The organism is Micromonospora sp. WMMB235 (genome assembly GCF_001855515.1).
In the GTDB taxonomy this organism is placed as follows: Bacteria; Actinomycetota; Actinomycetes; order Mycobacteriales; family Micromonosporaceae; genus Micromonospora; species Micromonospora aurantiaca.
Map to the genome: position 1 here is coordinate 744833 of NZ_MDRX01000001.1, position 20293 is coordinate 765125.

Consider the following 20293-nt stretch of genomic DNA (forward strand, 5'->3'; position numbering starts at 1 on the left):
TCAGTCCCAGGGGCTCTGCGTGCCGTCGAACTCCTCGAACACCAGCCAGGTACGCGTGGACAGCACCCCGGCGATGCTCTGCACCCGGTCCAGCACCACGTCCCGCAACGTCGCGTTGTCCGGCGCCCGGACCAGCGCGAGGACGTCGTGCTCGCCGCTGAGCAGCGCCGCGTGCTCGATGTAGCGCACCCGGGCCAGCTCGGCGGAGACCTCCCGCCAGGTGTTCTGCTCGATGGTGAGCGCGATGTACGCCGACGTGCCCAGCCCGGCCGGCTCCGGCGCGACCCGCGCCGTGAACCCGGTCAGCACCCCGTCGCGCAGCAGCCGCTCCACCCGGGCGTACGCGTTGGTGCGGGAGACGTGCACCCGTTCGGCGAGCGTACGGATGGACGTCCGGGCGTCGCGGACCAGCTCGCGCAGGATCCGCCGATCCACCTCGTCGAGCGGCCCGGCCGAACGTCCCGTTCCGCCCGCCGCGCCCGGTGTGGCGCCGGTCTCCTGGCTCACCTCAGCCGCCCTCCTGTGCCATTCGTCCCGCGTTCATCCCGGATGTTGAGTCAATCATCCACGACCGGGAGCATAGGGCCACCACACGTCCAGGAGGTCCCCGCCGTGACGACCACACCCCAGGCGGTCCGCAGGGCATCCCCGCGCACCCGCCGGAAGTCCACCCCGGCCGCACCCGACCCGTCGGCCGACTTCATGCCGCAGCGGGAACCGGTCCGGCTGCTCGAACCCGACGGGACTCCGCTGCCGGCCCGCGACGACTACCCGGAGCCGCCGGTCGAGACGCTGCGCGAGATGTACCGGCGGATGGTCGTCGGCCGCCGCTTCGACGTGCAGGCCACCGCGCTCACCAAGCAGGGCCGCCTCGCCGTCTACCCGTCCGCCCGCGGCCAGGAGGCGTGCCAGATCGGCGGCGTCCTCGCGCTGCGCGACACCGACTGGGTGTTCCCCACCTACCGCGAGTCGATGGCACTGACCGCGCGCGGCCTCGACCCGGTCGAGGTGCTCACGCTGCTGCGCGGCGACTGGCACTGCGGGTACGACCCCGCCGCCACCCACACCGCGCCGCAGTGCACCCCGCTCGCCACCCAGTGCGTACACGCCGCCGGGCTGGCCTACGGCGAGTCGTACCAGGGGCGTGACACAGTGGCGCTGGCATTCATCGGCGACGGCGCCACCAGCGAGGGCGACTTCCACGAGGGCATCAACTTCGCCGCCGTGTTCAAGGCGCCCGTCGTCTACCTGGTGCAGAACAACAAGTACGCGATCAGCGTGCCGCTGTCCCGGCAGACCGCCGCGCCGAGCCTCGCCTACAAGGGCGTCGGCTACGGCGTACCCAGCGAGCAGGTCGACGGCAACGACCCGGTGGCCGTCCTGGCGGTGCTGGAGCGCGCGGTGGCGCACGCCCGCGCCGGCAAGGGCCCCTACCTGGTCGAGGCCCACACGTACCGGATGGAACCGCACACCAACGCCGACGACCAGACCCGCTACCGCGACGCCGACGAGGTCGAGGCGTGGCGCGACCGCGACCCGATCGCCCGGCTCGAGGCGTACCTGCGGGCCAGGGGCGCCCTCGACGACGCCGCCGTCGCGGCCATCGCGGCGGAGGCCGAGGAGTACGCCGCCGCGCTGCGCCGCCGGATGGACTCCCAGCCGACAGTGGACCCGCTGAGCCTGTTCGACCACGTGTACGCCGAGCCGACGCCGCAACTCGCCGAGCAGCGCGAGATGGTCCGGGCCGAGCTGGCCGCCGACGCGGAGGGGGACGCCTGATGGCCACCATGACCATGGCGAAGGCGCTCAACGCCGCGCTCGCCGACGCGATGCTCGACGACGACCGCGTGCTCGTCTTCGGTGAGGACGTCGGCCAGCTCGGCGGCGTCTTCCGGATCACCGACGGGTTGCAGGCCCGCTTCGGCGACAAGCGCTGCTTCGACACCCCGCTCGCCGAGGCCGGCATCGTCGGGTTCGCCGTCGGCCTCGCCATGTCCGGGCTGCGGCCGGTCGTCGAGATGCAGTTCGACGCGTTCGCGTACCCGGCGTTCGAGCAGATCGCCTCGCACGTGGCGAAGCTGCGCAACCGCACCCGCGGCGCGCTGAGCGTGCCGATCGTCATCCGGGTGCCGTACGCCGGCGGCATCGGCGGCGTGGAGCACCACTGCGACTCGTCCGAGGCGTACTACGCGCACACCCCCGGCCTGAAGGTGGTCACCCCCGCCACAGTGGACGACGCGTACTCACTGCTGCGCGCCGCCATCGACGACCCCGACCCGGTGGTGTTCCTGGAGCCCAAGAAGCTCTACTTCACCAGCGCCGAGGCGGAGCTTCCGGCCCGTACCGCGCCGATCGGCAGCGCCGTGGTGCGCCGCCCCGGCACCGACGCGACGCTGATCGCGTACGGCCCGGCCGTGCCTGTCGCGCTCGCCGCCGCCGAGGCCGCCCGAGAGGAGGGCTGGGACCTGGAGGTCGTCGACGTCCGCAGCATCGTGCCGTTCGACGACGCCACCGTCACCGCCTCGGTCCGCCGTACCGGCCGGTGCGTGGTGATCCAGGAGGCGCAGGGCTTCGCCGGTGTCGGCGCGGAGATCGCCGCGCGGGTGCAGGAGCGTTGCTTCCACGCCCTGCACGCCCCGGTGCTGCGTGTGTCCGGCCTGGACATCCCGTACCCGGCGCCGATGCTGGAGCACACCCACCTGCCCTCGGTCGACCGGGTGCTGGACACCGTGGCCCGGCTCCAGTGGGACGACCAGCCCGACACAAGGTGGGTGGCGGCATGACCGAACGCACCGAGCGGAGCGAGGGCCGTGAGGGCATGCCCGGCCGGCACACCATGACCACGGCTGTGGGGAACCGGGACTTCCTTCTGCCGGACCTCGGGGAAGGACTGAGCGAGGCGGAGATCGTCGAGTGGCGGGTCGCAGTCGGCGACGTGGTCACAGTGGACCAGACGGTGGTCGAGGTGGAGACCGCCAAGGCCGTGGTCGACGTGCCGTGCCCGTACGCCGGACGGGTCGTGGCCCTGCACGGCGCGGCCGGTGAGGTACGCCCGGTGGGCCAGCCGCTGATCACCATCGCCCCGCTCGACGACGCCCCCGATCCGCACGCCACCTACCGCGAGGAGGAGCGGGCCGGCTCCGGCAACGTCCTGATCGGCTACGGCACCGGCCACGGCGGCACGGGTCGGCGGCGGCGCCGTCCGCGGCTGGCGCTGGCCCCCGAGCCCGGCACGCCGGTCACGGCGGACCTGGCGTCCGGTCCGGCGGCCGGCTCTCCGGCTCCGGCGGGCTCACAGGCTCCGGCGGGCTCACAGGCTCCAGCGGGCTCTCCGGTTCCGGCCGGCCCGGTTCTGGCCGGTTCATCGCGTCCGGCGGGCTCGGTTTCGGCTGGCTTGTCGGCTCCGAACGGCACGGCCGCCTCGGCGGACCGCACGGCTGAGCCGGAACCGACCGGCGTGCAATCGGCGCCGCTCGTCATCTCGCCGATCGTGCGGCGGCTGGCCAAGGAGCACGGCATCGACCTGGCGTCGCTGCGCGGAACCGGGCCGGGCGGCGTGATCCGCCGGGCCGACCTTGACGCCGCCGTGGCCGCGCCCGCTGCTCCGGCGGCCCGGCTGGCAGCGGTGCCGGACGCCCCGGCCGCGCACGTCGGGCTCGCCCCGGCCGGCGACGGCGACACTGTCATCCCGCTCACCGGCATCCGCAAGGTGATCGCCGACAAGCTCTCCCGCAGCCGGCGGGAGATCCCCGAGGTGACCATCTGGGTCGACGTGGACGCCACCGGCCTGCTGGAGACGCGCGCCGCGATCAACGCGGCCACCCCTGACACGCCGGTGAGCATCCTGGCGCTGCTGGCCCGGATCTGCCTCAGCGGCCTGCGGAAGTACCCGCAGCTCAACGCGCACGTCGACACCGAGGGCCAGCGGATCGTCCAGTCCGCGGGCGTACACCTGGGCATCGCCGCGCAGACCGACCGGGGCCTGGTCGTGCCGGTGCTGCGCGACGCGCAGCGGCTCACCACCCGGGAGCTGGCCGCCGCACTCGCCGAGACCACTGCGGCGGCCCGGGCCGGCACGCTGCCGCCGGCGCGGCTGACCGGCGGGACGTTCACGCTCAACAACTACGGCGTGTTCGGCGTGGACGGCTCCACGCCGATCATCAACCACCCGGAGGCGGCGCTGCTCGGCGTCGGCCGGATCGTGGACAAGCCGTGGGTGGTGGACGGGCAGCTCGCCGTCCGCAAGGTGACCCAGATCAGCCTCACCTTCGACCACCGCGTCTGCGACGGTGGCGTGGCCGGCGGCTTCCTGCGCCACGTCGCCGACTGCGTCGAGCAGCCCGCCCTCTTGGTCGCCAACGTCTGACCCCGCCCTCCCGGCCCCGGCCCCGGCCCTCCCCACGGAGAGCCGGGGCCGCTTCCGTCCCCGCCGCCCGCCCGCTCGCGATCTTGCACTTGCGGCCCGCGGTGTGCCCGATTCGCACCCTTCTCCAGGGCCAGGGCCGAAACTGCAAGATCGCGCGGCAGTGGTGCGGGCGGCGCGGCGGCAGTGGTGCGGGCGGCGCGGCGGCGGTGGCGGGTGGCGCGGACGAGAGCCGGGCTCGGCCGGCCTGCGGCGTCCAGCGCCGCCCTTGCGAGATCGTTGTTCCGACGGGTGGGACCGGTCGAGATCTTGGTACGAAAGTGCCCCTATGGGGGCCGTTTCGTACCAAGATCTCGCTCTGCCTCGCGCCCGGCGGTGGGTGAGGGGGTGGGGAACCGGGCGGAGGGCGCGTGGGGCGCAACCGGGGACGGGAATTACCTGTCCGGCACAATTCGCGCAGCTGTTTCCGAGCAATTCCGCCGAAGGTGCCACGGCGGGATCCCAGGCCTACAGAATGTGGGCGAGAGGGTTCGGAAATGGGGGGCGAAATATGTTTGCGAGGCGCCGACTGACGCTTTTCGCGATGACCGTCGCAGCCGCGCCGCTGGCGGTCGGCGCGTGTACCGCCGGCCCGAAGTCGGTGACGAAGCGGGCCGAGGCCGCGCCGCCGTCGGTCGCCGTGACGCCGGCCGACCGCACCCGGGACGTGCCGATCAGCGCGGAGGTGGGGACGAAGGTCAGCAACGGCAAGGTGACAGCCGTCAAGCTGACCGACGACAAGGGCAACGCGGTGCCGGCCCAGCCGCGTGAGGACGGCTCCGGCTGGGTGCCGGACCGGCCGCTCGCCAATTCCCGGACGTACACCGCGGAGGTGACCGCGACCGGCGATTCGGGCAGGACCGCCACGCAGAAGACGACGTTCACGACAATGGCGAAATCCACCAAACCGGCAGTCACCAGCGAATTGTATTTCCGGCCGAATCAGACGTACGGGACGGCGATGCCGGTCGTGCTCGGATTCGACCCGCCGATTCCGAAGGAGGCGCGCGCGGACGTCCAGCGCCGGCTGTTCGTGAAGACCGACCCGCCGCAGCCGGGCACCTGGTCGTGGGTGGCCGACGGCAAGCAGGCCGAGTACCGGGCGCCGGACCGGTGGAAGCCGGGCACGAAGATCAGCGTGCGCAGCGCGTTGCAGGGTCTGCCCATCGGCAAGGAGGCGATCGGCGACTCCGACCGGGTCGCGAGCGCCAAGGTCGGCCGGCAGGTGACGCTCGACATCGACAACGAGGCCAAGCAGATGACCGTCTACCAGGACGGCAAGGTGCTCAAGAAGATCCCGGTCAGCCTCGGCAAGCCGAGCACGCCGACGTCGAGCGGCAACATGGTGATCATGGAGAAGCACGAGCACACCACGTTCGACACCCGCGGTGAGCCCAACGGCGGCTACGTGGTCGACGTGGACGACGCCCAGCGGCTGACCTGGGGCGGCGAGTTCATCCACTCGGCGCCGTGGTCGGAGGGCGACCAGGGCAGCACGAACGTCTCGCACGGCTGCACCAACGTCTCGGCCACCGCCGCGGACTGGCTGATGGGCTTCACGCAGGTCGGTGACCTGGTGACGGTCAAGGGCACCGAGGTGAAGCTCGACCAGGGCAACGGATTCACCGCCTGGAACGTCGGCTGGGACGAGTTCGCCAAGGGCAGCGCGCTGCCCGTACCGGCGGGGCTGAAGCCCACGCAGAGCGCCACGCCGCACCCGGGCGCGGTGGCCGGCGGGTCGTCACCGGCCCCGGCCCCCTCGCGGAGCAACAGCGGCGGCTGAACCTGGGGAGGAACGGCCAGGGGGCCGGCCCGCGTCCGCGCGGGCCGGCCCCCGTCGCGCTCAGTCCAGGCCGACGCGGGCCACCCCGGTGGCGGTCAGGCTGCCCAGCCAGAGGTGGCGGCCGTGCTGCCGCACACCGGTGACCATCGGGTACGCCCCGCTCGGGCCGTGCAGCGTGCGCAGCACCCGGCCGTCGCCGTCGACCAGCGCGACCAGCCCGTAGCGGCGCGGCTGCGGCTGCACCGCGCCGGGCAGCAGGGCCACGATCTGCCGCACCCGGGGATGCGGCAGCAGCCGTTCCATGGCCCGCAGCCGCGGGCTGGGCAACGCGACCCAGTAGGTGCCGTCGCCGACGCCGGAGATGTTGTCCGGGTACGCGGGCAGGTCGGTGAGCACCGTGGCCCGCCCGCTGGGCAGGTCGACCCGCAGCAGCCGGTGGGTGGCGGTCTCGGCGAGCATCAGCGCCGACTCGTCCGGGGTGAGCGCGAGCCCGTTGGGGAAGTAGAGCCCGTCCGCGACCACGTCGGTGCGCCCGGTGCGCCTGTCGTACGCGAGGACCCGCCCGTTGGGCCGATGCTCCAGCAGGTCGCGCTTCCAGTGCGAGAGCGGGAACCGGTCGGACGAGTCGGTGAAGTAGACGGTGCCGTCGCGCCCCACCGCCGCGTTGTCGGCCAGGTGCACCGGCGGCGCGGTCCCGGTCAGCTCCTGCACCCGGCCGGCCGGGTCGACCCGCAGCAGCCCTCGGTAGGCGTCGCAGACCAGCAGCCCGCCGTCGACCGGATCCCGCTCGATGCCCAGCGGCCGTCCGCCGGTCTCGGCCAGCAGCGTCGGCGGCGTGCCGGGCGGGGAGTCGGCCGGCCACCACCAGAGCCGGCCGTCCTCGTCGCCGCTGATTACCCGGCCGTCGCCGTCGACCACCACGTCCTCCGGGCCGTGGCCGCCGGCCGGCAGCGGCAGCAGGTCGGCCCGGTCGAGCCGGGTGTCAGCGGGCGACCAGGGGCCGGTGAGCGGCGGCGGCACCGTCGCCGGCTCGCGGACCGGCCGGATCAGCAGTGGCGCTCGCGGGCGGGGGACGACCATCGGCTCATTGTGGCCCGGCGGCGTCGCGCTGGGCAGCCCCCGACGGCGTTTCGCCGTTTCCCGCGCGACGTGGCGTGGCGGTTGCGGGATGACCCTGAGACGGCTCGGGGTCGGTTCCCGGACACTACCCGGAACCCCTGCCGCGAGGTCCGGAAATGTCGGTGGGCCCGGGTAGGTTTGGCCGCATGGTACACAGCGGTGAGCGCTTCCACGTGGTGACGGACGTGCACGATCACGTGGTCGAGCTGCGCCCGGTCGGCGAGATCGACATCGCCTCCGTGACGGCGTTCCGGGCGGCGCTCTGGGCGGCGCCGGCCCGGCCGGTGCTGCGGGTCGACCTGTCCGGTGTGCGGCTGCTCTCCGCCGCCGGGGTCCGCGCGCTCGTCGCCACCCACCTGCGGGTGCGGGCCCGCGGCGGCGAGCTGGTGCTCACCGACCCCGACCCGGTGGTGGCCCGGGTGCTGCGGGTGACCGGCCTGCACCGGGTGCTCCCGGTGCGCTGCACCGACCGCGCCCAGGATCCGTCCGGCCGCGCCCATGAGCTGATGGCCTGCGCGGCCTGAACGGCCGGCGGCCCGAGGGCACGCGGCCCGGGCGCACGCCGGGCCGCCGGCGCGGAAGCCGACGGCCCGATGTGAACGGCGTTGCGCTCAGCGCACGCCGAGCAGGTCCACCACGAAGACGAGCGTCTCGTTCGGCTTGATGACGCCGCCCGCGCCCCGGGCGCCGTAGCCCAGGTGCGGCGGGATGGTGAGCTTGCGCCGGCCGCCCACCTTCATGCCCACGACGCCCTGGTCCCAGCCGGCGATGACCTGGCCGCCGCCGAGCGGGAACTCGAACGTCTCACCCCGGTTCCACGAGGCGTCGAACTCGCGGCCGTTCGAGTGGGCCACGCCCACGTAGTGCACGCTCACCAGCTGGCCCGCGCGGGCCTCCGGGCCGTCGCCGACGGTGATGTCCTCGACGACCAGATCGGCGGGCGGCGCGCCCTCGATCGGGCCGATCTGGGGCTTGTCCATGAGCGGGTCTCCTCGGTGCTGACGGTGTGGTCACAGTCGATCCTGCCGGATCGCGACCGGCCGATACGCGCCGGTCCCCGCACACCGGCGTGGCGGGTACACGAAAGAGGCGGGCGTCGCCTGTCGGCGACGCCCGCCCCGGGGCGAGCTGGTCACTTCAGCCAGGGGAGACGCTGGACCAGGGGGAGCCTCGCCCAGGCCCGGCCGAGGCCGAGGGTGTTGCCGGCGCCCACCAGGGCCAGGCCGGCCAGCAGGCCCGCGTAGATGAGGTGGTCGTCCATGAAGGGGTTGTTCGCCGGGGGCAGCACGGCCGTCCACATCAGGACCAGGAGCAGACCGCCCGCGACGGCGGCGACCCGGATGCCGATGCCGAGCATCAGGGCGACACCGATGCCGAGCAGGCCGACCATGAACAGCCAGTCCGCCCAGGCCGCGCCGGCCAGGTTCTGGTAGATGCCCGCGAACGGTCCCTCGACGGCGTGTCCGAGGAAGCCCTTGGTGGGGCTGCCGCCGTTGATCCAGGCGTTCTTCGCCGGGGTCTCGTGGCCGAGGCCGAACATCTTGTCGAGGAAGGCCCAGAGGAACACCCAGCCCAGGGCGAGCCGCAGCCCGGCCCAGACGTACCGGGTGGCCTTCTGGCGGGTGGTCTCGGTGTGCGCCGCCGGAGCGATGGTGGCGGCGGGGGTCCGCTTGACGGCGGGGGTCCGCTCGATTGTCGCGGTCATGGTCTCCACGTCCCTTCCTGTGCCTCGCACCGCGCTTCCCGGTGGCACATTCATTCCACCGCCGCGCGGCGCCCGGGAGCAGGGCCGAGAGGTGCCCTCGTGACCGGGTCATTGGTCCCGTCCGTACCCGGTCCGGTCGGCCCCTCGCAGCCGGTCCGCCGCCCCTGACCAGGCCTTACGCCGGCGGCCTACCGTCGCAGGTGGAGACCCGGCACGAGGAGGTCGTGATGAGGACGTGGCAGGTTACCGACGTGATGACCAGGGACGTCGCCACGGTGACGGAGGAGACCCCGTACCGCGAGGTCGTCGACGTGCTGGTGCGGCAGCGGATCAGCGGTGTGCCGGTGGTGGACTCGTTCCGCCGGGTGCTCGGGGTGATCTCCGAGGCGGACCTGCTGCACAAGGTGGAGCGGTCCGGTCACCCGGACGAGCGGCGGGTCTTCGAGGGACGGCGCCGCCGTACCGCGCGGGAGAAGGCGGGCGCGCTCGTCGCCCGGGACCTGATGACCGCGCCCGCGGTCACCACCCACGAGCGGGCGTCGCTCGCGGCGACCGCCCGGCTGATGGACCACGAGGCCGTCAAGCGGCTCCCGGTGCTGGACGACCTGGGCCGGCTCGCCGGCATCGTCACCCGCGGTGACCTGCTGCGCGTGCACCTGCGTTCCGACGCGGAGATCCGCGAGGAGGTCGTGCACGAGGTGCTGCGGCGGGTGCTGTCGGTGCGCGACGGCCTGGTCACGGTCCAGGTCCGCGGCGGCGAGGTCACCATGGACGGGCGGCTGGACCGGCGTAGCGCCGTCGAGCTGGCCGGCCGTCTCGCCGCCCAGGTCGCGGGCGTGGTCGCGGTGCACAACGCGATCGGGTACGACGTGGACGACACCACGCTGATGGAGCTGGACCCGGTGCACGCCACCCCGGTCGCCTGAGCGCCGCCACCCGGGCCCCGCCGGTCAGGTGGGGCCCTCGGTGGCGAGCTGGGCGGCCAGCAGCGCGGGGGCCTCGGCCAGCGACGGCCCGTACCAGGTGAGGTGCCGGCCGGACACCAGCGCCGCCGGCACACCGGGGAACGCCTCCGGCCCGTCGTCGGCGGTGAACCGGTACGGCTCGTCGGGCAGCACCACCAGTTCCGGCGCCCGGGCGCGCAGCTCGTCCAGGCTCGGCCGGGGATAGCGTTCCGCGTCGTCGGCCCAGCCGTTGCGCACACCGAGCCGGGCCAGCACGTCCCCGGCGAACGTGTCCCGCCCCAGCACCACCCACGGCCGTCGCCACACCGGCACCACGGCGGTGCGGACGCGTCCCGGCGCGGGCAGTGCGGCCCAGGCACGGCGGGCCTCGCGCAGCCACTGCGGCTCGGCCGGCGCGCCGAGCGCGTCGACCAGCTCACCGAGCTGGTCGAGGGCCTCCGGCACGGTACGCGGGAAGGTGACCCGGACCGGCACCCCGGCCGCGCGCAGCGCCTCGGCGTCGGCCAGCCGGTTCTCCTCCTCGTTGAGCAGCACCAGGTCCGGCTCCAGGGCGAGCACCCGGTCCAGGTCCGGGTACTTCGTCCCGCCGACCCGGGCGACGTCCAGCCCGGCCGGGTGGGTGCACCAGTCGGTCGCGCCGACCAGCGCCTCCGGGCGGGTGGCCGCGACCGCCTCGGTCAGCGACGGCACCAGCGACACCACCCGCACCGCGTCTCCTCCCCTTGAGCCGGACCGCCGGTCAGCGGGCCGCCGCGGTCACGGCGTCGGCGGTCTCCGGCGGCAGGCCCGCCACCGGAAGGCCCTTGCGTACCGCCCAGTCGACTGCGGCGCGCAGGTCCGCGGTGGGCAGCGGCCGCCGGGTGGTCACCCCGACCGCCGCGTGCACTGTGTACGCCATGAACGGGTACGACCGGGCCAACGCGCCGATCGCGTCGTGCAGTCGGCGCACCACCTCCAGCGCGGCCGGTTCGTCGAGCCCCGGCAGGAGGAGCTGGAACTCGTTCTCGGTGACGCGCAGCGCGCGGTCGACCGGCCGCAGCACGGCGGTGATCGCGGTGAGCACGGCGTGTCCCTCGCGGGCGACGCCGCGGCGGCCGAAGCGTTCCGGCGAGCCGGGCGGCGCGTCCACCCGCAGGCCGACCAGCGCCACCGGCAGCGTGCCGCAGGCGGTCACCCCGTCCGCGCCGGACCACCGGGCCAGGCCGGGCTCGTCCAGCATCGTCTCGGCCGGCTCGACCGGCTGGTTGTTCCGGTCGCCGCGGCGGGCCAGCAACCGCAGCGCCGCCTCGGCACGCGGTTCGCCGGGCCCGGCCGGGATGTCCCGCACCCGGGCGATCGCCTCGTCCAGCGCGGTACGCGCCGCGGCGGGCAGCCGCTCGGCGAGCTGTTCGCGCAGCCGGATCGCCTCGTGCAGCGCCTCGTCGCGGCGGAAGCCCCAGCGTCCCTCGAACAGCCGGCCGGACTCCAGCGTCGGCGCGGGCGCCACCTCGGCCCGGTCGTGCGCGACGAGTGTGGCGCCGAAACGCGGGCTCAGCGCCACCACCGTCCACTCCCGGGCCAGCGCCTCCGCCTCGTCCAGCGCCACGCCGTAGGTACCGTCCGGCAGGTCGGGCGGCGGTCCGCCGACCATCGCCACCACCGTCACGGCGGCGCGGCCGGCGATGCGCCGGTAGACCTCGCGCTCCCGGGCGAAGTACGGCAGCCGCTGGAACAGCGCGAGCACGACGAGAGGGCCGTCCTCGGCCTCGGCGAGCGCCGCGCGTTCGATGGCGTGGGAGACGGTGACGAGACTGCGTTTGGTGAACTGTTCCGGGGTCCGTCCGCTGGGCACGGGCAGAGCCTAGAGGGACGGGCGCGGTAGCGCACCGGTCGGCCGGACCGGTCGTGCCGCACGGCCTACACTCGGGCGTCGACCGGACGAGGGGGATCGGGGCGAGATGACGAGCACAGGCAGCGTGACCGCCTCCTGGCTGCGGCCGATCCCGCCCGGCGCCGCGCCGTCCCTGGTCCGTGCCGGCCACCTCGGCCACACCGGGCGGCGGCTCGGCGACCTGGTGCAGGGCCGCCCGCCCGGGGTCACCGGCAGCCAGTGGAGCACCGCCGGGCGGGCGTCGCTCGACCTGGTGGTCTGCGCGGCCGACACCGGGCTGCCGCGTTTCGCGGTGCGGTTCACCGTGCCCGCCCCCGACGGATCGGCCGCGCGACGGTCCGAACGGCTGACCGACGCGGTCTGCGTCGCCGTCGGCCTGCCGCTGGTGCGCGTCGAGTCGCCGACGCTGGGCGGCGCGGAGCAGGTCCGCCGGTTCGTCGAGTACGTGCTGGACGCGCGGGCCTACGCCGACGGTACCGACCCGGACGGCGGTGACACGGTCGGCTTCCGGGACATCATCGGCCGGCTGCCGGACGGCCGGCGCGGACCGGTGAACGACCTGGGCGCGCTGGCCCGGGTCGAGGCGGTCGAGGCGTACGTGGCGGGCCGGATCGCCGACCCGATCGTGCGCGGCCTGCACGTGCGCTGGACCGACGGTCCGGCGGAGGGCTGGGCCTGGGCCGAGGTGCGGCCCGGCCGTTGCCTGCTGGAGCGGGTACGGCTGACCTCGCGCGGTTTCTCCTGCGGCGTCGACCCGGGGCGGCTCGCCGAGGACCTGGCGGCTGTGGCGCTGGGGGAGCGGTTGCGTGACCTCGACGGTGCCGCGCCGTCCCTGCTGGACCGCGACGAGCTTCTCCGGCGGGTACGCGCGCTGGCCGCCCGGCGGGACTCCTTCGACGGCGGGTTCGCCTTCGATCACCTCTGCGCCGACTGAGCCGTCCGTCCTCGCCGGCGAGGACGGCGACTTTTCGATTTTTTTCCGATCTCCGGTTGAACCTTCGCCGACGGCGCTCCGTACCTCATCGGGAATGGACGCAGATCTTCCCCGCCGCGCCCGGACGGCGCGGAGACGGTGCGGAAAGGGCATCGTCGGCCATTGACGCGCGACTGAGCGTCGCAGTGATCTCACACCCCGAATTCGTCGGTCCGCCGGGATCACCAGTCAACTACCGGATCGTGAAGGAGAGCAATTCGATGCGCAGGTCCACACGGGCGCGCCGGTCATCCGGTAACGCGCGGAGCAAGCGGATGCTGGCGGTTGTCGGCACGCTCGCGGTCTTCGGCGGCATCGTCGCCGTCACCCAGATCTCGTCCGCCCAGGACCGGCGGACGACCACCCGCGCCGCCTCGGCGTCCTGCGTGCCCGCGAGCCCCGGGGCGACCGCCCCGGACGGCCAGGGCAGCACCACCCGTACCTGGCAGAACGGCCGCTGGGTCCGCAACCACTGGGGCGACGGGCAGATGTCGCCGGCCGAGTGCCAGCAGACCAACGCGGGCGGCGCGGGCGCCGGCACCCCGACCGTGGCCTGCCCGGACGTCCGGGGCCGGCTGCCGCAGGTGCCCGGTCAGGCCCGTGCCGAGGTGGACCGCACCCTGGCTCTGCTGGAGTCGCAGATCGTCGACGCGAACCGGCGGCTCGCGGCGGAGGGCCGCAAGGGCGGCGAGTTCATCAACAACGCGATCCTGCGTCCGCTCGCGGACAAGCGGACCGCGGCGCTCAACCGGATCGCCACCGCCATCGGCCGGGTCGCCCAGCGCCCGCAGGGCCTGGACCAGCTCGCCCAGTGTGCGGTGACCGACACCCCGCAGAACGGCGGCCAGAACGGCGGGAACAACAACGGCGGTCAGAACGGCGGCAACAACAACGGGGGCCAGAACGGCGGCAACAACAACGGCGGTCAGAACGGCGGGAACAACGGCGGCGGGAACAACAACGGCGGCGGCCAGAACAACGGTGGCGGCAACGGCCTGAACGTGCTCGCCAAGGACTGCTCCGGCAGCCAGCTCCAGGCGCACGACGGCTTCCAGAACGGCAACCGGTGCGTGAGCACCGCGTTCGGTGAGGTGGGCGCCGCGGCGAACAACCCGTCGCTGCTGATCACGCAGTTCCCGAACCAGGTGCGGCGCAACCAGCCGTTCACCCTCCGGGTCACCACCAAGAACCTGGTGCGGGACCGCTTCCTCGCCGCCGGCCAGGGCGGCTACTACCTGGAGAGCTCGCTGCTCAACGGCCAGGGCCTGGTGCGCGGCCACTTCCACACCGCCTGCCGCATGCTCGGCAGCACCCGGCAGCCTCCGAACCCGCAGGACGTGCCGGCCTTCTTCGTGGCCACCGAGGACGGGCGGGGCGGCAACCAGCCGGACGACGTGCTGATCCAGATTCCGGGCCTGGCGCAGTCGGGCGTGGCGCAGTGCGCGGTCTGGGCCGGTGACGGCTCGCACCGCATCCCGATGATGGAGCGGGCCAACCAGACTCCCGCCATCGACGTGGTGCGCATCCGGGTCAACTGAGCGGGCGAACGGCAGCGGCCGTCCGGGGGACTCCTCCGGGCGGCCGCTGCCGTTCCCGCGTACGGGCACGGTGGAAGGTGATCCCGGAAGAAATTTCGTGCCGGCGGTATCCGGCCGGATGAAAAGCGCTGACCGTAGAAAGCCGATCGGGCCCCCGCCGATTTCTCAGCGTGACCCCGGGATGCCCGACGGTGAACCGGTGGCGGTCAGCGGTTCTTGTACGCCTCGACCACCGACACCGGGATGCGCCCGCGCTCGGAAATCTCGAACCCGTTCTTGGCGGCCCATTCCCGGATGGCGCGGTTCTGCTCGCGGTCCATTCCCGAGGTGCTCGGCCGGGCGGTGCGGCGGGCGCCGCGGGCGACCTCGGTCGCTCCCCGGCCGATTCGCCTGCCAGCGCTGATGTACGGATCCAGCGCCTTGCGCAGGACGCCCGCGTTCTCGTCGGAGACGTCGATCGTGTACGCCACGCCGTCCAGGCTGAACTCGACGGTCCGATCGGCCTTTCCGCCGTCGAGGTCGTCGGTCAGAACGGTGATTACTTTCCTTGCCATCGCCATTACTCCCTGTGTCGGGCGGGGTGTGGCTAAGAGTTTGACCTACCGCGCGGTAATTCCGCAACAATAGCCGACTGTTTCCATTCGGCGGGTCGCGGTAAAGGGCGCCGCCATTGGGTGCGGAGCGCGGGAACGCGGCCCTTCGTAGTGGCGTGGGTCACAACCCGGAACAAGGGGCACGTTTTGTTACTTGAGCCAGACACGCTCAACCAACGTGATGGCAGGTGTTCGATGGCAACTCTTCCGGTACTCCCACTGACCGACGCCGTCCTGCTGCCCGGGATGGTCATCCCGGTGACCCTCGACCCGACCACCCAGGCCGCCGTCGACGCGGCCCGCGCCACCGGCGACAAGGAACTCCTGGCCGTACCCCGCCTCGACGGCGAGTACGGCTCCGTCGGCGTGGTCGCCACGATCGAGAAGGTGGGCCGGCTGCCCAGCGGCGAACCGGCGGCGGTCGTCCGCGGTCTCACCCGCGCCCGCATCGGCTCCGGCGTGCCCGGCCCCGGCGCCGCGCTCTGGGTCGAGGCGACCGAACTCGACGAACCCGCACCGGCGGGCCGCGCCCGCGAACTCGCCCGCGAGTACCGCGCGCTCATGACCTCGGTGCTGCAGCAGCGCGGCGCCTGGCAGGTGATCGACGCGATGGAGCGGATGACCGACCTGTCCGAGCTGGCCGACTCGGCCGGTTACGCGCCCTGGCTCAGCCTGACGCAGAAGACCGAACTGCTCGCCGCGCCGGACGTCACCGCCCGGCTGGAACTGCTCGTCGGCTGGGTGAAGGAACACCTCGCCGAGCAGGAGGTCACCGAGCAGATCAACAGCGACGTCCGCGAAGGGCTGGAGAAGTCCCAGCGCGAGTTCCTGCTCCGCCAGCAGCTCGCCGCGATCCGCAAGGAACTCGGCGAGGACGAGCCGGACGGCTCCGCCGACTACCGCTCCCGGGTGGAGTCCGCCGACCTGCCGGAGAAGGTCCGCGAGGCGGCGCTGCGCGAGGTCGGCAAGCTGGAGCGGGCCAGTGACGCCTCACCCGAGGCGGGCTGGATCCGTACCTGGCTGGACACCGTCCTGGAGATGCCGTGGAACACGCGTACCCAGGACAACATGGACCTGGCCGCGGCCCGGGCCGTGCTCGACGCCGACCACGCCGGCCTGGCCGACGTGAAGGACCGCATCCTGGAGTACCTCGCGGTGCGCAACCGGCGCGCGGAGCGCAACCTCGGCGTGGTCGGCGGACGCGGTTCCGGCGCGGTGCTGGCCCTGGCCGGTCCGCCCGGTGTCGGCAAGACCAGCCTCGGCGAGTCGGTCGCCCGGGCGCTGGGCCGCAACTTCGTCCGCGTCTCCCTCGGCGGTGTCCGGGACGAGGCGGAGATCCGCGGTCACCGGCGCACCTACGTGGGCGCGCTGCCCGGCCGGATCGTGCGGGCGCTGCGCGAGGCCGGCTCGATGAACCCGGTCGTGCTGCTCGACGAGGTCGACAAGCTGGCCGCCGGCTACTCCGGCGACCCGGCGGCGGCCCTGCTGGAGGTGCTCGACCCGGCGCAGAACCACACGTTCCGCGACCACTACCTGGAGGTCGACCTCGACCTGTCCGACGTGCTGTTCCTGGCCACCGCCAACGTGGTCGAGGCGATCCCCGGCCCGCTGCTGGACCGGATGGAGCTGGTCGCGCTGGACGGCTACACCGAGGACGAGAAGGTCGCCATCGCCCGGGACCACCTGCTGCCCCGGCAGCGGGAACGGGCCGGGCTGACCACCGACGAGGTCACAGTCGCCGACGAGGCGCTGGCGCTGATCGCTGGTGAGTACACCCGGGAGGCCGGCGTCCGGCAGCTCGAACGCGCTCTCGCCAAGATCTTGCGCAAGGTCGCGGTCGCGCTCGCCACGGACTCCGCGCCGGTGCACGTCGACGCCGGCAACCTGGCCCGCTACCTGGGCCGGCCCAAGTTCACCCCGGAGTCGGCCGAACGGACCGCAGTACCCGGCGTGGCGACCGGACTCGCGGTCACCGGCGCCGGTGGCGACGTGCTGTTCATCGAGGCCACCACGATGGAGGGTGAGCCGGGGCTGACGCTCACCGGCCAGCTCGGCGACGTGATGAAGGAGTCCGCGCACATCGCGTGGTCGTACCTGCGGTCGAACGGGCGGCGCTACGGGCTGGACCCGAACGCGCTGGCCGGGCGGCGGATCCACCTGCACGTCCCGGCGGGCGCGGTGCCCAAGGACGGCCCGAGCGCCGGCATCACCATGGTGACCGCGCTGGCCTCACTGGTGACCGGGCGGCCGGTTCGGCCCGAGTTCGGAATGACCGGCGAGGTGACGCTCTCCGGCCGGGTGCTGCCCATCGGCGGCGTGAAGCAGAAGCTGCTCGCCGCGCACCGGGCCGGCCTCACCGAGGTGATCATCCCGAAGCGCAACGAGCCGGACCTGGACGACCTGCCGGCCGAGGTGCGGGAGGCGCTGACCGTGCACACCCTGTCCGACGTGGCGGACGTGCTCGCACTGGCGCTGCGCCCGGTCGAGATCGGCACGGAGTCGCTGGACGGTCCGGCGCTCGCCGCGGCCTGACGACCGTCGCCCCGGCCACCGTACGCACGGTGGCCGGGGCGCCGTCGTGGTCCGCCCCCTGTGGTCTCCACGCCGACCGGCACGGAAGCCGGTCGCGCCGGGCTCAGCGGCGGTCGCGCCGCTCGTAGCCCCGGTCGCGGCGCTCGCCCGGCCCGTCACCGTCCCGGTCCCGGCGTACCGTCGCCTTGCGTCCCTTGATGGTGGTGCCGCGCAGCCCCGCGATGATCTCGTCGGCGACCCCCTGCGGCACCTCGACCAGCGAGAACCGGTCGGCGATCTCGATTGAGCCGATGTCCCGGCCACTGATGCGGGTCTCCCCGGTGATCGCGCCCACCAGGTCCTGCGGCCGTACCCCGGCCCGGCGGCCCAGACCGATGAAGACCTGGGTGGTGCCGCCGGTACGCGGGCGCGCCGGACCCCGGCGCTCACCCCGCCCGCCGGCCTCCGGGCGGCCCTCGCGCGGACCCCGGACCGGAACCTGCGGGATCTCCTCCTCGTCGTCCGAGCCCGGCGACGTCGCCTCGTGCGCCAGCTTCACCGCCGCCAGCGCCACCTCGACCAGGTCGAACTCGTCGGTGAGCGACTCCACGATCGCCCGGTACGGGTCGAGGTCGTCCTCCAGCAGGCTCTCCCGCAGCGCGCCCTGGGTCAGCTCCAGCCGCCGGGTACGCATGTCCGCGACAGTGGGGATCTTGTCGATGGCGATCCGCTGGCCGGTGACCCGCTCGATGGTCTTGAGCATCCGGTGCTCACGCGGCTCGGCGAGCGTGATCGCCACACCCTCCCGCCCGGCCCGGCCGACCCGCCCGATCCGGTGCACGTACGACTCCGGGGCGGACGGCACGTCGTAGTTGACCACGTGGGTGAGCTGCTCGACGTCCAGGCCACGGGCGGCCACGTCGGTGGCGACCAGCAGGTCCGCCGTACCGGCGCGCAGCCGGCCCATCACCCGGTCCCGCTGCTCCTGGCTCATCCCGCCGTGCAGCGCCTCGGCCCGGTAGCCCCGGCCGTTCATCGTCTCGGTGAGCCGGTCCACCTCCTCCCGGCTGCGGCAGAACACGATCGCCGCGGTGGGCGACTCCACGTCCAGCACCCGGCCCAGCGCGGCCGGCTTGTGCGCCCGGGCCACGATGTACGCGCTCTGCCGCACCCGGGGCGCCTCCCCGGCGACGGGCCGCTCCCGCTCGATCCGGATGCGGACCGGGTCGGTCAGGTGCTGCCGGGCCAGCCCGTCGATCCGGGCCGGCATGGTGGCCGAGAACAGCACCGTCTGCCGGCCGGCCGGAGCGTGCTCCAGGATCGCCTCGATGTCCTCGGCGAAGCCCATGTCGAGCATCTCGTCCGCCTCGTCCAGCACCACCGTGCTCAGCGCGCCCAACCGCAGCGTGCCCCGGGCGATGTGGTCCAGCGCCCGGCCGGGCGTCGCCACCACCACGTCCACCCCGTGGTCGAGCGCACGCAGCTGCCGGCCGATCGGCTGCCCGCCGTAGATCGGCAGCACCCGGGCGCCCAGGTCCTTGCCGTAGCGGTGGAACGCCTCGGAGACCTGCACGGCCAGCTCCCGCGTCGGCACCAGCACCAGCGACACCGGGTCGCCGTCGGCCCGCCCCACCGGCATCCGCTGCAACAGCGGCAGCGCGAATGCGGCGGTCTTGCCCGTACCGGTCGCCGCCTGGCCCAGCAGATCCTGCCCGGCCAGCAACGGGGGGATGGCCTCCCGCTGGATCGGCGTCGGTTCCTCGTAGCCGAGCGCGGACAGCGCGCCCAGCAACTCGGTGCGCAGCCCGAGATCGGCGAAGGCGATGCCGTCCTCGGCGTCGGCGGGAAGGGCGGGGTCGGTCGGGGTCGGTGCGGCGTTCATGCGACAAGCTTTTCATCACCGCCGCGCGGCGGTCGCGGCGACCGGGTCAAACGTTCGCCGCGCCACCTGTGTGCCGTCCCCTCCGGGTGATCCGGCGTGGCCCCGTGCCCCCGCCGGATCACCGGGACAGGACGGCCAGCAGCGTGGTGAGGCCCACTCCGACGTCGAACACCGCGCACCACAGCGCGTACCCGCGCGGTACCACCGCGCCGGTGCGGTGGTACCAGCCGTCCCAGGCCGCGTGGACGAGCCAGCCCACCCCGACGAGCACCCCGGCGACGTCGGCGGACGCGATCATCGCCACGACCGCCAGGCCGCCCCACACGGCCGCCCCGGCGAGCTGCGCCGCCAGCGCGCGCCGGTCGCCCCACTGCCGCCGCCAGGTGCCGATCAGCAGGTAGCCGGCCGGCAGGACCAGCAGCGTCCACGGCGCGAAGACGCTGGGCGCGAACCACATGTCCACCGTCATGAGCAGCCCCAGCCCGGCGGGCCACCCGCGCGCCACGGCCGCGGCGACCGGGTGCCGGCGCGGCGGCGCGGCGGGCGTGTGCCGGTGCCGCAGCGCCACCAGCAGCATCGCCGGCACCATCAGCAGGTGACCGCCGAGCAGCAGCGTGTCGTCCCCGACCCACCCGGCCCACCAGGGCGGGAGCAGCAGCAGGAACGGCACGTACATGGCCGCCGACATCTCCGCGGTGGCGGCCCGGCCGTCCCCCCGGTACCACATCCACGCGGCCATGCCCGCCGCCATGTTCGTCGCCATCACCAGCGCGCCCACGTCCGGCCGCGCCAGCACCGCCGCACCCCCCAGCAGGTTCCCGCCCACCTGCCACAGCGGCCCGAGCAGCACCATCCCGGCCACCATCGCCACCACCATCCCGGCCAGGTGCCGGGTCCGCGCCCACCCGGCCCACCGCCGGGGTACGCCCACAGTCATCTCCGTCATGCCCCG

At 73.9% G+C, this 20293-nt stretch carries 18 protein-coding genes; 9 read left to right on the forward strand and 9 right to left on the reverse strand.

The window, feature by feature from the left end; all coding sequences use genetic code 11:
- Window positions 1-507, reverse strand: a complete 507-nt coding sequence (locus BFV98_RS03000) for an Lrp/AsnC family transcriptional regulator (RefSeq protein WP_013286599.1) — start codon at window positions 505-507, stop codon at window positions 1-3.
- A gap of 72 nt (window positions 508-579) precedes the next feature.
- Here BFV98_RS03000 and pdhA point away from each other — a divergent pair, with 72 nt between their 5' ends.
- The 4 genes from pdhA to BFV98_RS03020 all read left to right on the forward strand — a co-directional run bounded on the left by pdhA (window position 580) and on the right by BFV98_RS03020 (window position 6185).
- Window positions 580-1779 carry a pyruvate dehydrogenase (acetyl-transferring) E1 component subunit alpha gene (gene pdhA / locus BFV98_RS03005; protein ID WP_071098734.1) on the forward strand — a complete coding sequence of 400 codons (1200 nt, stop codon included), beginning with the start codon at window positions 580-582 and terminating at the stop codon, window positions 1777-1779.
- Complete coding sequence (locus BFV98_RS03010) at window positions 1779-2783, forward strand: alpha-ketoacid dehydrogenase subunit beta (RefSeq protein WP_013286597.1); 1005 nt, start codon at window positions 1779-1781, stop codon at window positions 2781-2783. Before pdhA ends, BFV98_RS03010 begins: the two co-directional genes overlap by 1 nt.
- Before the next feature lie 53 nt (window positions 2784-2836).
- Complete coding sequence (locus BFV98_RS03015) at window positions 2837-4366, forward strand: dihydrolipoamide acetyltransferase family protein (protein WP_041799260.1); 1530 nt, start codon at window positions 2837-2839, stop codon at window positions 4364-4366.
- Between the two features lie 547 nt (window positions 4367-4913).
- On the forward strand, window positions 4914-6185 hold the full coding sequence (locus BFV98_RS03020) for an Ig-like domain-containing protein (protein WP_041799038.1): 1272 nt from the start codon (window positions 4914-4916) through the stop codon (window positions 6183-6185).
- A gap of 60 nt (window positions 6186-6245) precedes the next feature.
- On the opposite strand, the gene BFV98_RS03025 is transcribed toward BFV98_RS03020, so the two are convergent.
- Window positions 6246-7265: an SMP-30/gluconolactonase/LRE family protein gene (locus BFV98_RS03025; RefSeq protein WP_071094811.1), complete on the reverse strand. Its 1020-nt coding sequence runs from the start codon at window positions 7263-7265 to the stop codon at window positions 6246-6248.
- A 185-nt stretch (window positions 7266-7450) separates the two neighbouring features.
- On the opposite strand from BFV98_RS03025, the gene BFV98_RS03030 reads away from it, so the two are divergent.
- A complete protein-coding gene (locus tag BFV98_RS03030; protein WP_041799037.1) occupies window positions 7451-7828 on the forward strand; it encodes an STAS domain-containing protein in 378 nt (125 codons plus the stop codon).
- 87 nt (window positions 7829-7915) lie between these two features.
- Here the strand turns inward: BFV98_RS03030 and BFV98_RS03035 are convergent, their stop codons facing one another.
- Entirely contained in the window at window positions 7916-8284 is a 369-nt protein-coding gene (locus tag BFV98_RS03035; protein WP_013286592.1) for an FKBP-type peptidyl-prolyl cis-trans isomerase, read from the reverse strand.
- A 152-nt stretch (window positions 8285-8436) separates the two neighbouring features.
- Window positions 8437-9018, reverse strand: a complete 582-nt coding sequence (locus BFV98_RS03040) for a DoxX family membrane protein (protein ID WP_030272549.1) — start codon at window positions 9016-9018, stop codon at window positions 8437-8439.
- A gap of 218 nt (window positions 9019-9236) precedes the next feature.
- On the opposite strand from BFV98_RS03040, the gene BFV98_RS03045 reads away from it, so the two are divergent.
- On the forward strand, window positions 9237-9935 hold the full coding sequence (locus tag BFV98_RS03045) for a CBS domain-containing protein (RefSeq protein WP_013286590.1): 699 nt from the start codon (window positions 9237-9239) through the stop codon (window positions 9933-9935).
- A 24-nt stretch (window positions 9936-9959) separates the two neighbouring features.
- On the opposite strand, the gene BFV98_RS03050 is transcribed toward BFV98_RS03045, so the two are convergent.
- Together BFV98_RS03050 and BFV98_RS03055 are read right to left on the reverse strand one after the other, a co-directional pair.
- Window positions 9960-10682 (reverse strand): helical backbone metal receptor, encoded by a 723-nt coding sequence (locus BFV98_RS03050; RefSeq protein ID WP_013286589.1) that lies wholly within the window; start codon window positions 10680-10682, stop codon window positions 9960-9962.
- A 31-nt stretch (window positions 10683-10713) separates the two neighbouring features.
- Window positions 10714-11805: a DICT sensory domain-containing protein gene (locus BFV98_RS03055; protein ID WP_071094813.1), complete on the reverse strand. Its 1092-nt coding sequence runs from the start codon at window positions 11803-11805 to the stop codon at window positions 10714-10716.
- A 106-nt stretch (window positions 11806-11911) separates the two neighbouring features.
- Here BFV98_RS03055 and BFV98_RS03060 point away from each other — a divergent pair, with 106 nt between their 5' ends.
- Both BFV98_RS03060 and BFV98_RS03065 read left to right on the forward strand, forming a co-directional pair.
- Entirely contained in the window at window positions 11912-12778 is an 867-nt protein-coding gene (locus BFV98_RS03060) for a DUF2726 domain-containing protein (protein WP_013286587.1), read from the forward strand.
- Between the two features lie 314 nt (window positions 12779-13092).
- Window positions 13093-14355 (forward strand): hypothetical protein, encoded by a 1263-nt coding sequence (locus BFV98_RS03065; protein WP_071094815.1) that lies wholly within the window; start codon window positions 13093-13095, stop codon window positions 14353-14355.
- A 206-nt stretch (window positions 14356-14561) separates the two neighbouring features.
- On the opposite strand, the gene BFV98_RS03070 is transcribed toward BFV98_RS03065, so the two are convergent.
- Entirely contained in the window at window positions 14562-14909 is a 348-nt protein-coding gene (locus BFV98_RS03070; protein WP_013286585.1) for an Lsr2 family protein, read from the reverse strand.
- Between the two features lie 234 nt (window positions 14910-15143).
- Between BFV98_RS03070 and lon the strand changes: the two genes are divergently transcribed.
- Window positions 15144-17480 carry an endopeptidase La gene (gene lon / locus BFV98_RS03075; RefSeq protein WP_013286584.1) on the forward strand — a complete coding sequence of 779 codons (2337 nt, stop codon included), beginning with the start codon at window positions 15144-15146 and terminating at the stop codon, window positions 17478-17480.
- 103 nt (window positions 17481-17583) lie between these two features.
- Here the strand turns inward: lon and BFV98_RS03080 are convergent, their stop codons facing one another.
- Together BFV98_RS03080 and BFV98_RS03085 are read right to left on the reverse strand one after the other, a co-directional pair.
- On the reverse strand, window positions 17584-19341 hold the full coding sequence (locus tag BFV98_RS03080) for a DEAD/DEAH box helicase (protein WP_013286583.1): 1758 nt from the start codon (window positions 19339-19341) through the stop codon (window positions 17584-17586).
- 118 nt (window positions 19342-19459) lie between these two features.
- Window positions 19460-20287, reverse strand: coding sequence for a hypothetical protein (locus tag BFV98_RS03085; RefSeq protein ID WP_013476605.1), 828 nt, complete (start codon window positions 20285-20287; stop codon window positions 19460-19462).
- Between the last annotated feature and the right edge of the window lie 6 nt (window positions 20288-20293).

What these genes read in the sequence shown, in the direction of transcription:
- BFV98_RS03010 (WP_013286597.1), top strand. Translation starts at nt 1,779, where the DNA reads ATGGCCACCATGACCATGGCGAAGGCGCTCAACGCCGCGCTCGCCGAC.
- BFV98_RS03015 (WP_041799260.1), top strand. Translation starts at nt 2,837, where the DNA reads ATGACCACGGCTGTGGGGAACCGGGACTTCCTTCTGCCGGACCTCGGG.
- BFV98_RS03020 (WP_041799038.1), top strand. Translation starts at nt 4,914, where the DNA reads ATGTTTGCGAGGCGCCGACTGACGCTTTTCGCGATGACCGTCGCAGCC.
- BFV98_RS03025 (WP_071094811.1), bottom strand. Translation starts at nt 7,265, where the DNA reads ATGGTCGTCCCCCGCCCGCGAGCGCCACTGCTGATCCGGCCGGTCCGC.
- BFV98_RS03030 (WP_041799037.1), top strand. Translation starts at nt 7,451, where the DNA reads ATGGTACACAGCGGTGAGCGCTTCCACGTGGTGACGGACGTGCACGAT.
- BFV98_RS03035 (WP_013286592.1), bottom strand. Translation starts at nt 8,284, where the DNA reads ATGGACAAGCCCCAGATCGGCCCGATCGAGGGCGCGCCGCCCGCCGAT.
- BFV98_RS03045 (WP_013286590.1), top strand. Translation starts at nt 9,237, where the DNA reads ATGAGGACGTGGCAGGTTACCGACGTGATGACCAGGGACGTCGCCACG.
- BFV98_RS03060 (WP_013286587.1), top strand. Translation starts at nt 11,912, where the DNA reads ATGACGAGCACAGGCAGCGTGACCGCCTCCTGGCTGCGGCCGATCCCG.
- BFV98_RS03065 (WP_071094815.1), top strand. Translation starts at nt 13,093, where the DNA reads ATGCTGGCGGTTGTCGGCACGCTCGCGGTCTTCGGCGGCATCGTCGCC.
- BFV98_RS03070 (WP_013286585.1), bottom strand. Translation starts at nt 14,909, where the DNA reads ATGGCAAGGAAAGTAATCACCGTTCTGACCGACGACCTCGACGGCGGA.
- lon (WP_013286584.1), top strand. Translation starts at nt 15,144, where the DNA reads ATGGCAACTCTTCCGGTACTCCCACTGACCGACGCCGTCCTGCTGCCC.
- BFV98_RS03080 (WP_013286583.1), bottom strand. Translation starts at nt 19,341, where the DNA reads ATGAACGCCGCACCGACCCCGACCGACCCCGCCCTTCCCGCCGACGCC.
- BFV98_RS03085 (WP_013476605.1), bottom strand. Translation starts at nt 20,287, where the DNA reads ATGACGGAGATGACTGTGGGCGTACCCCGGCGGTGGGCCGGGTGGGCG.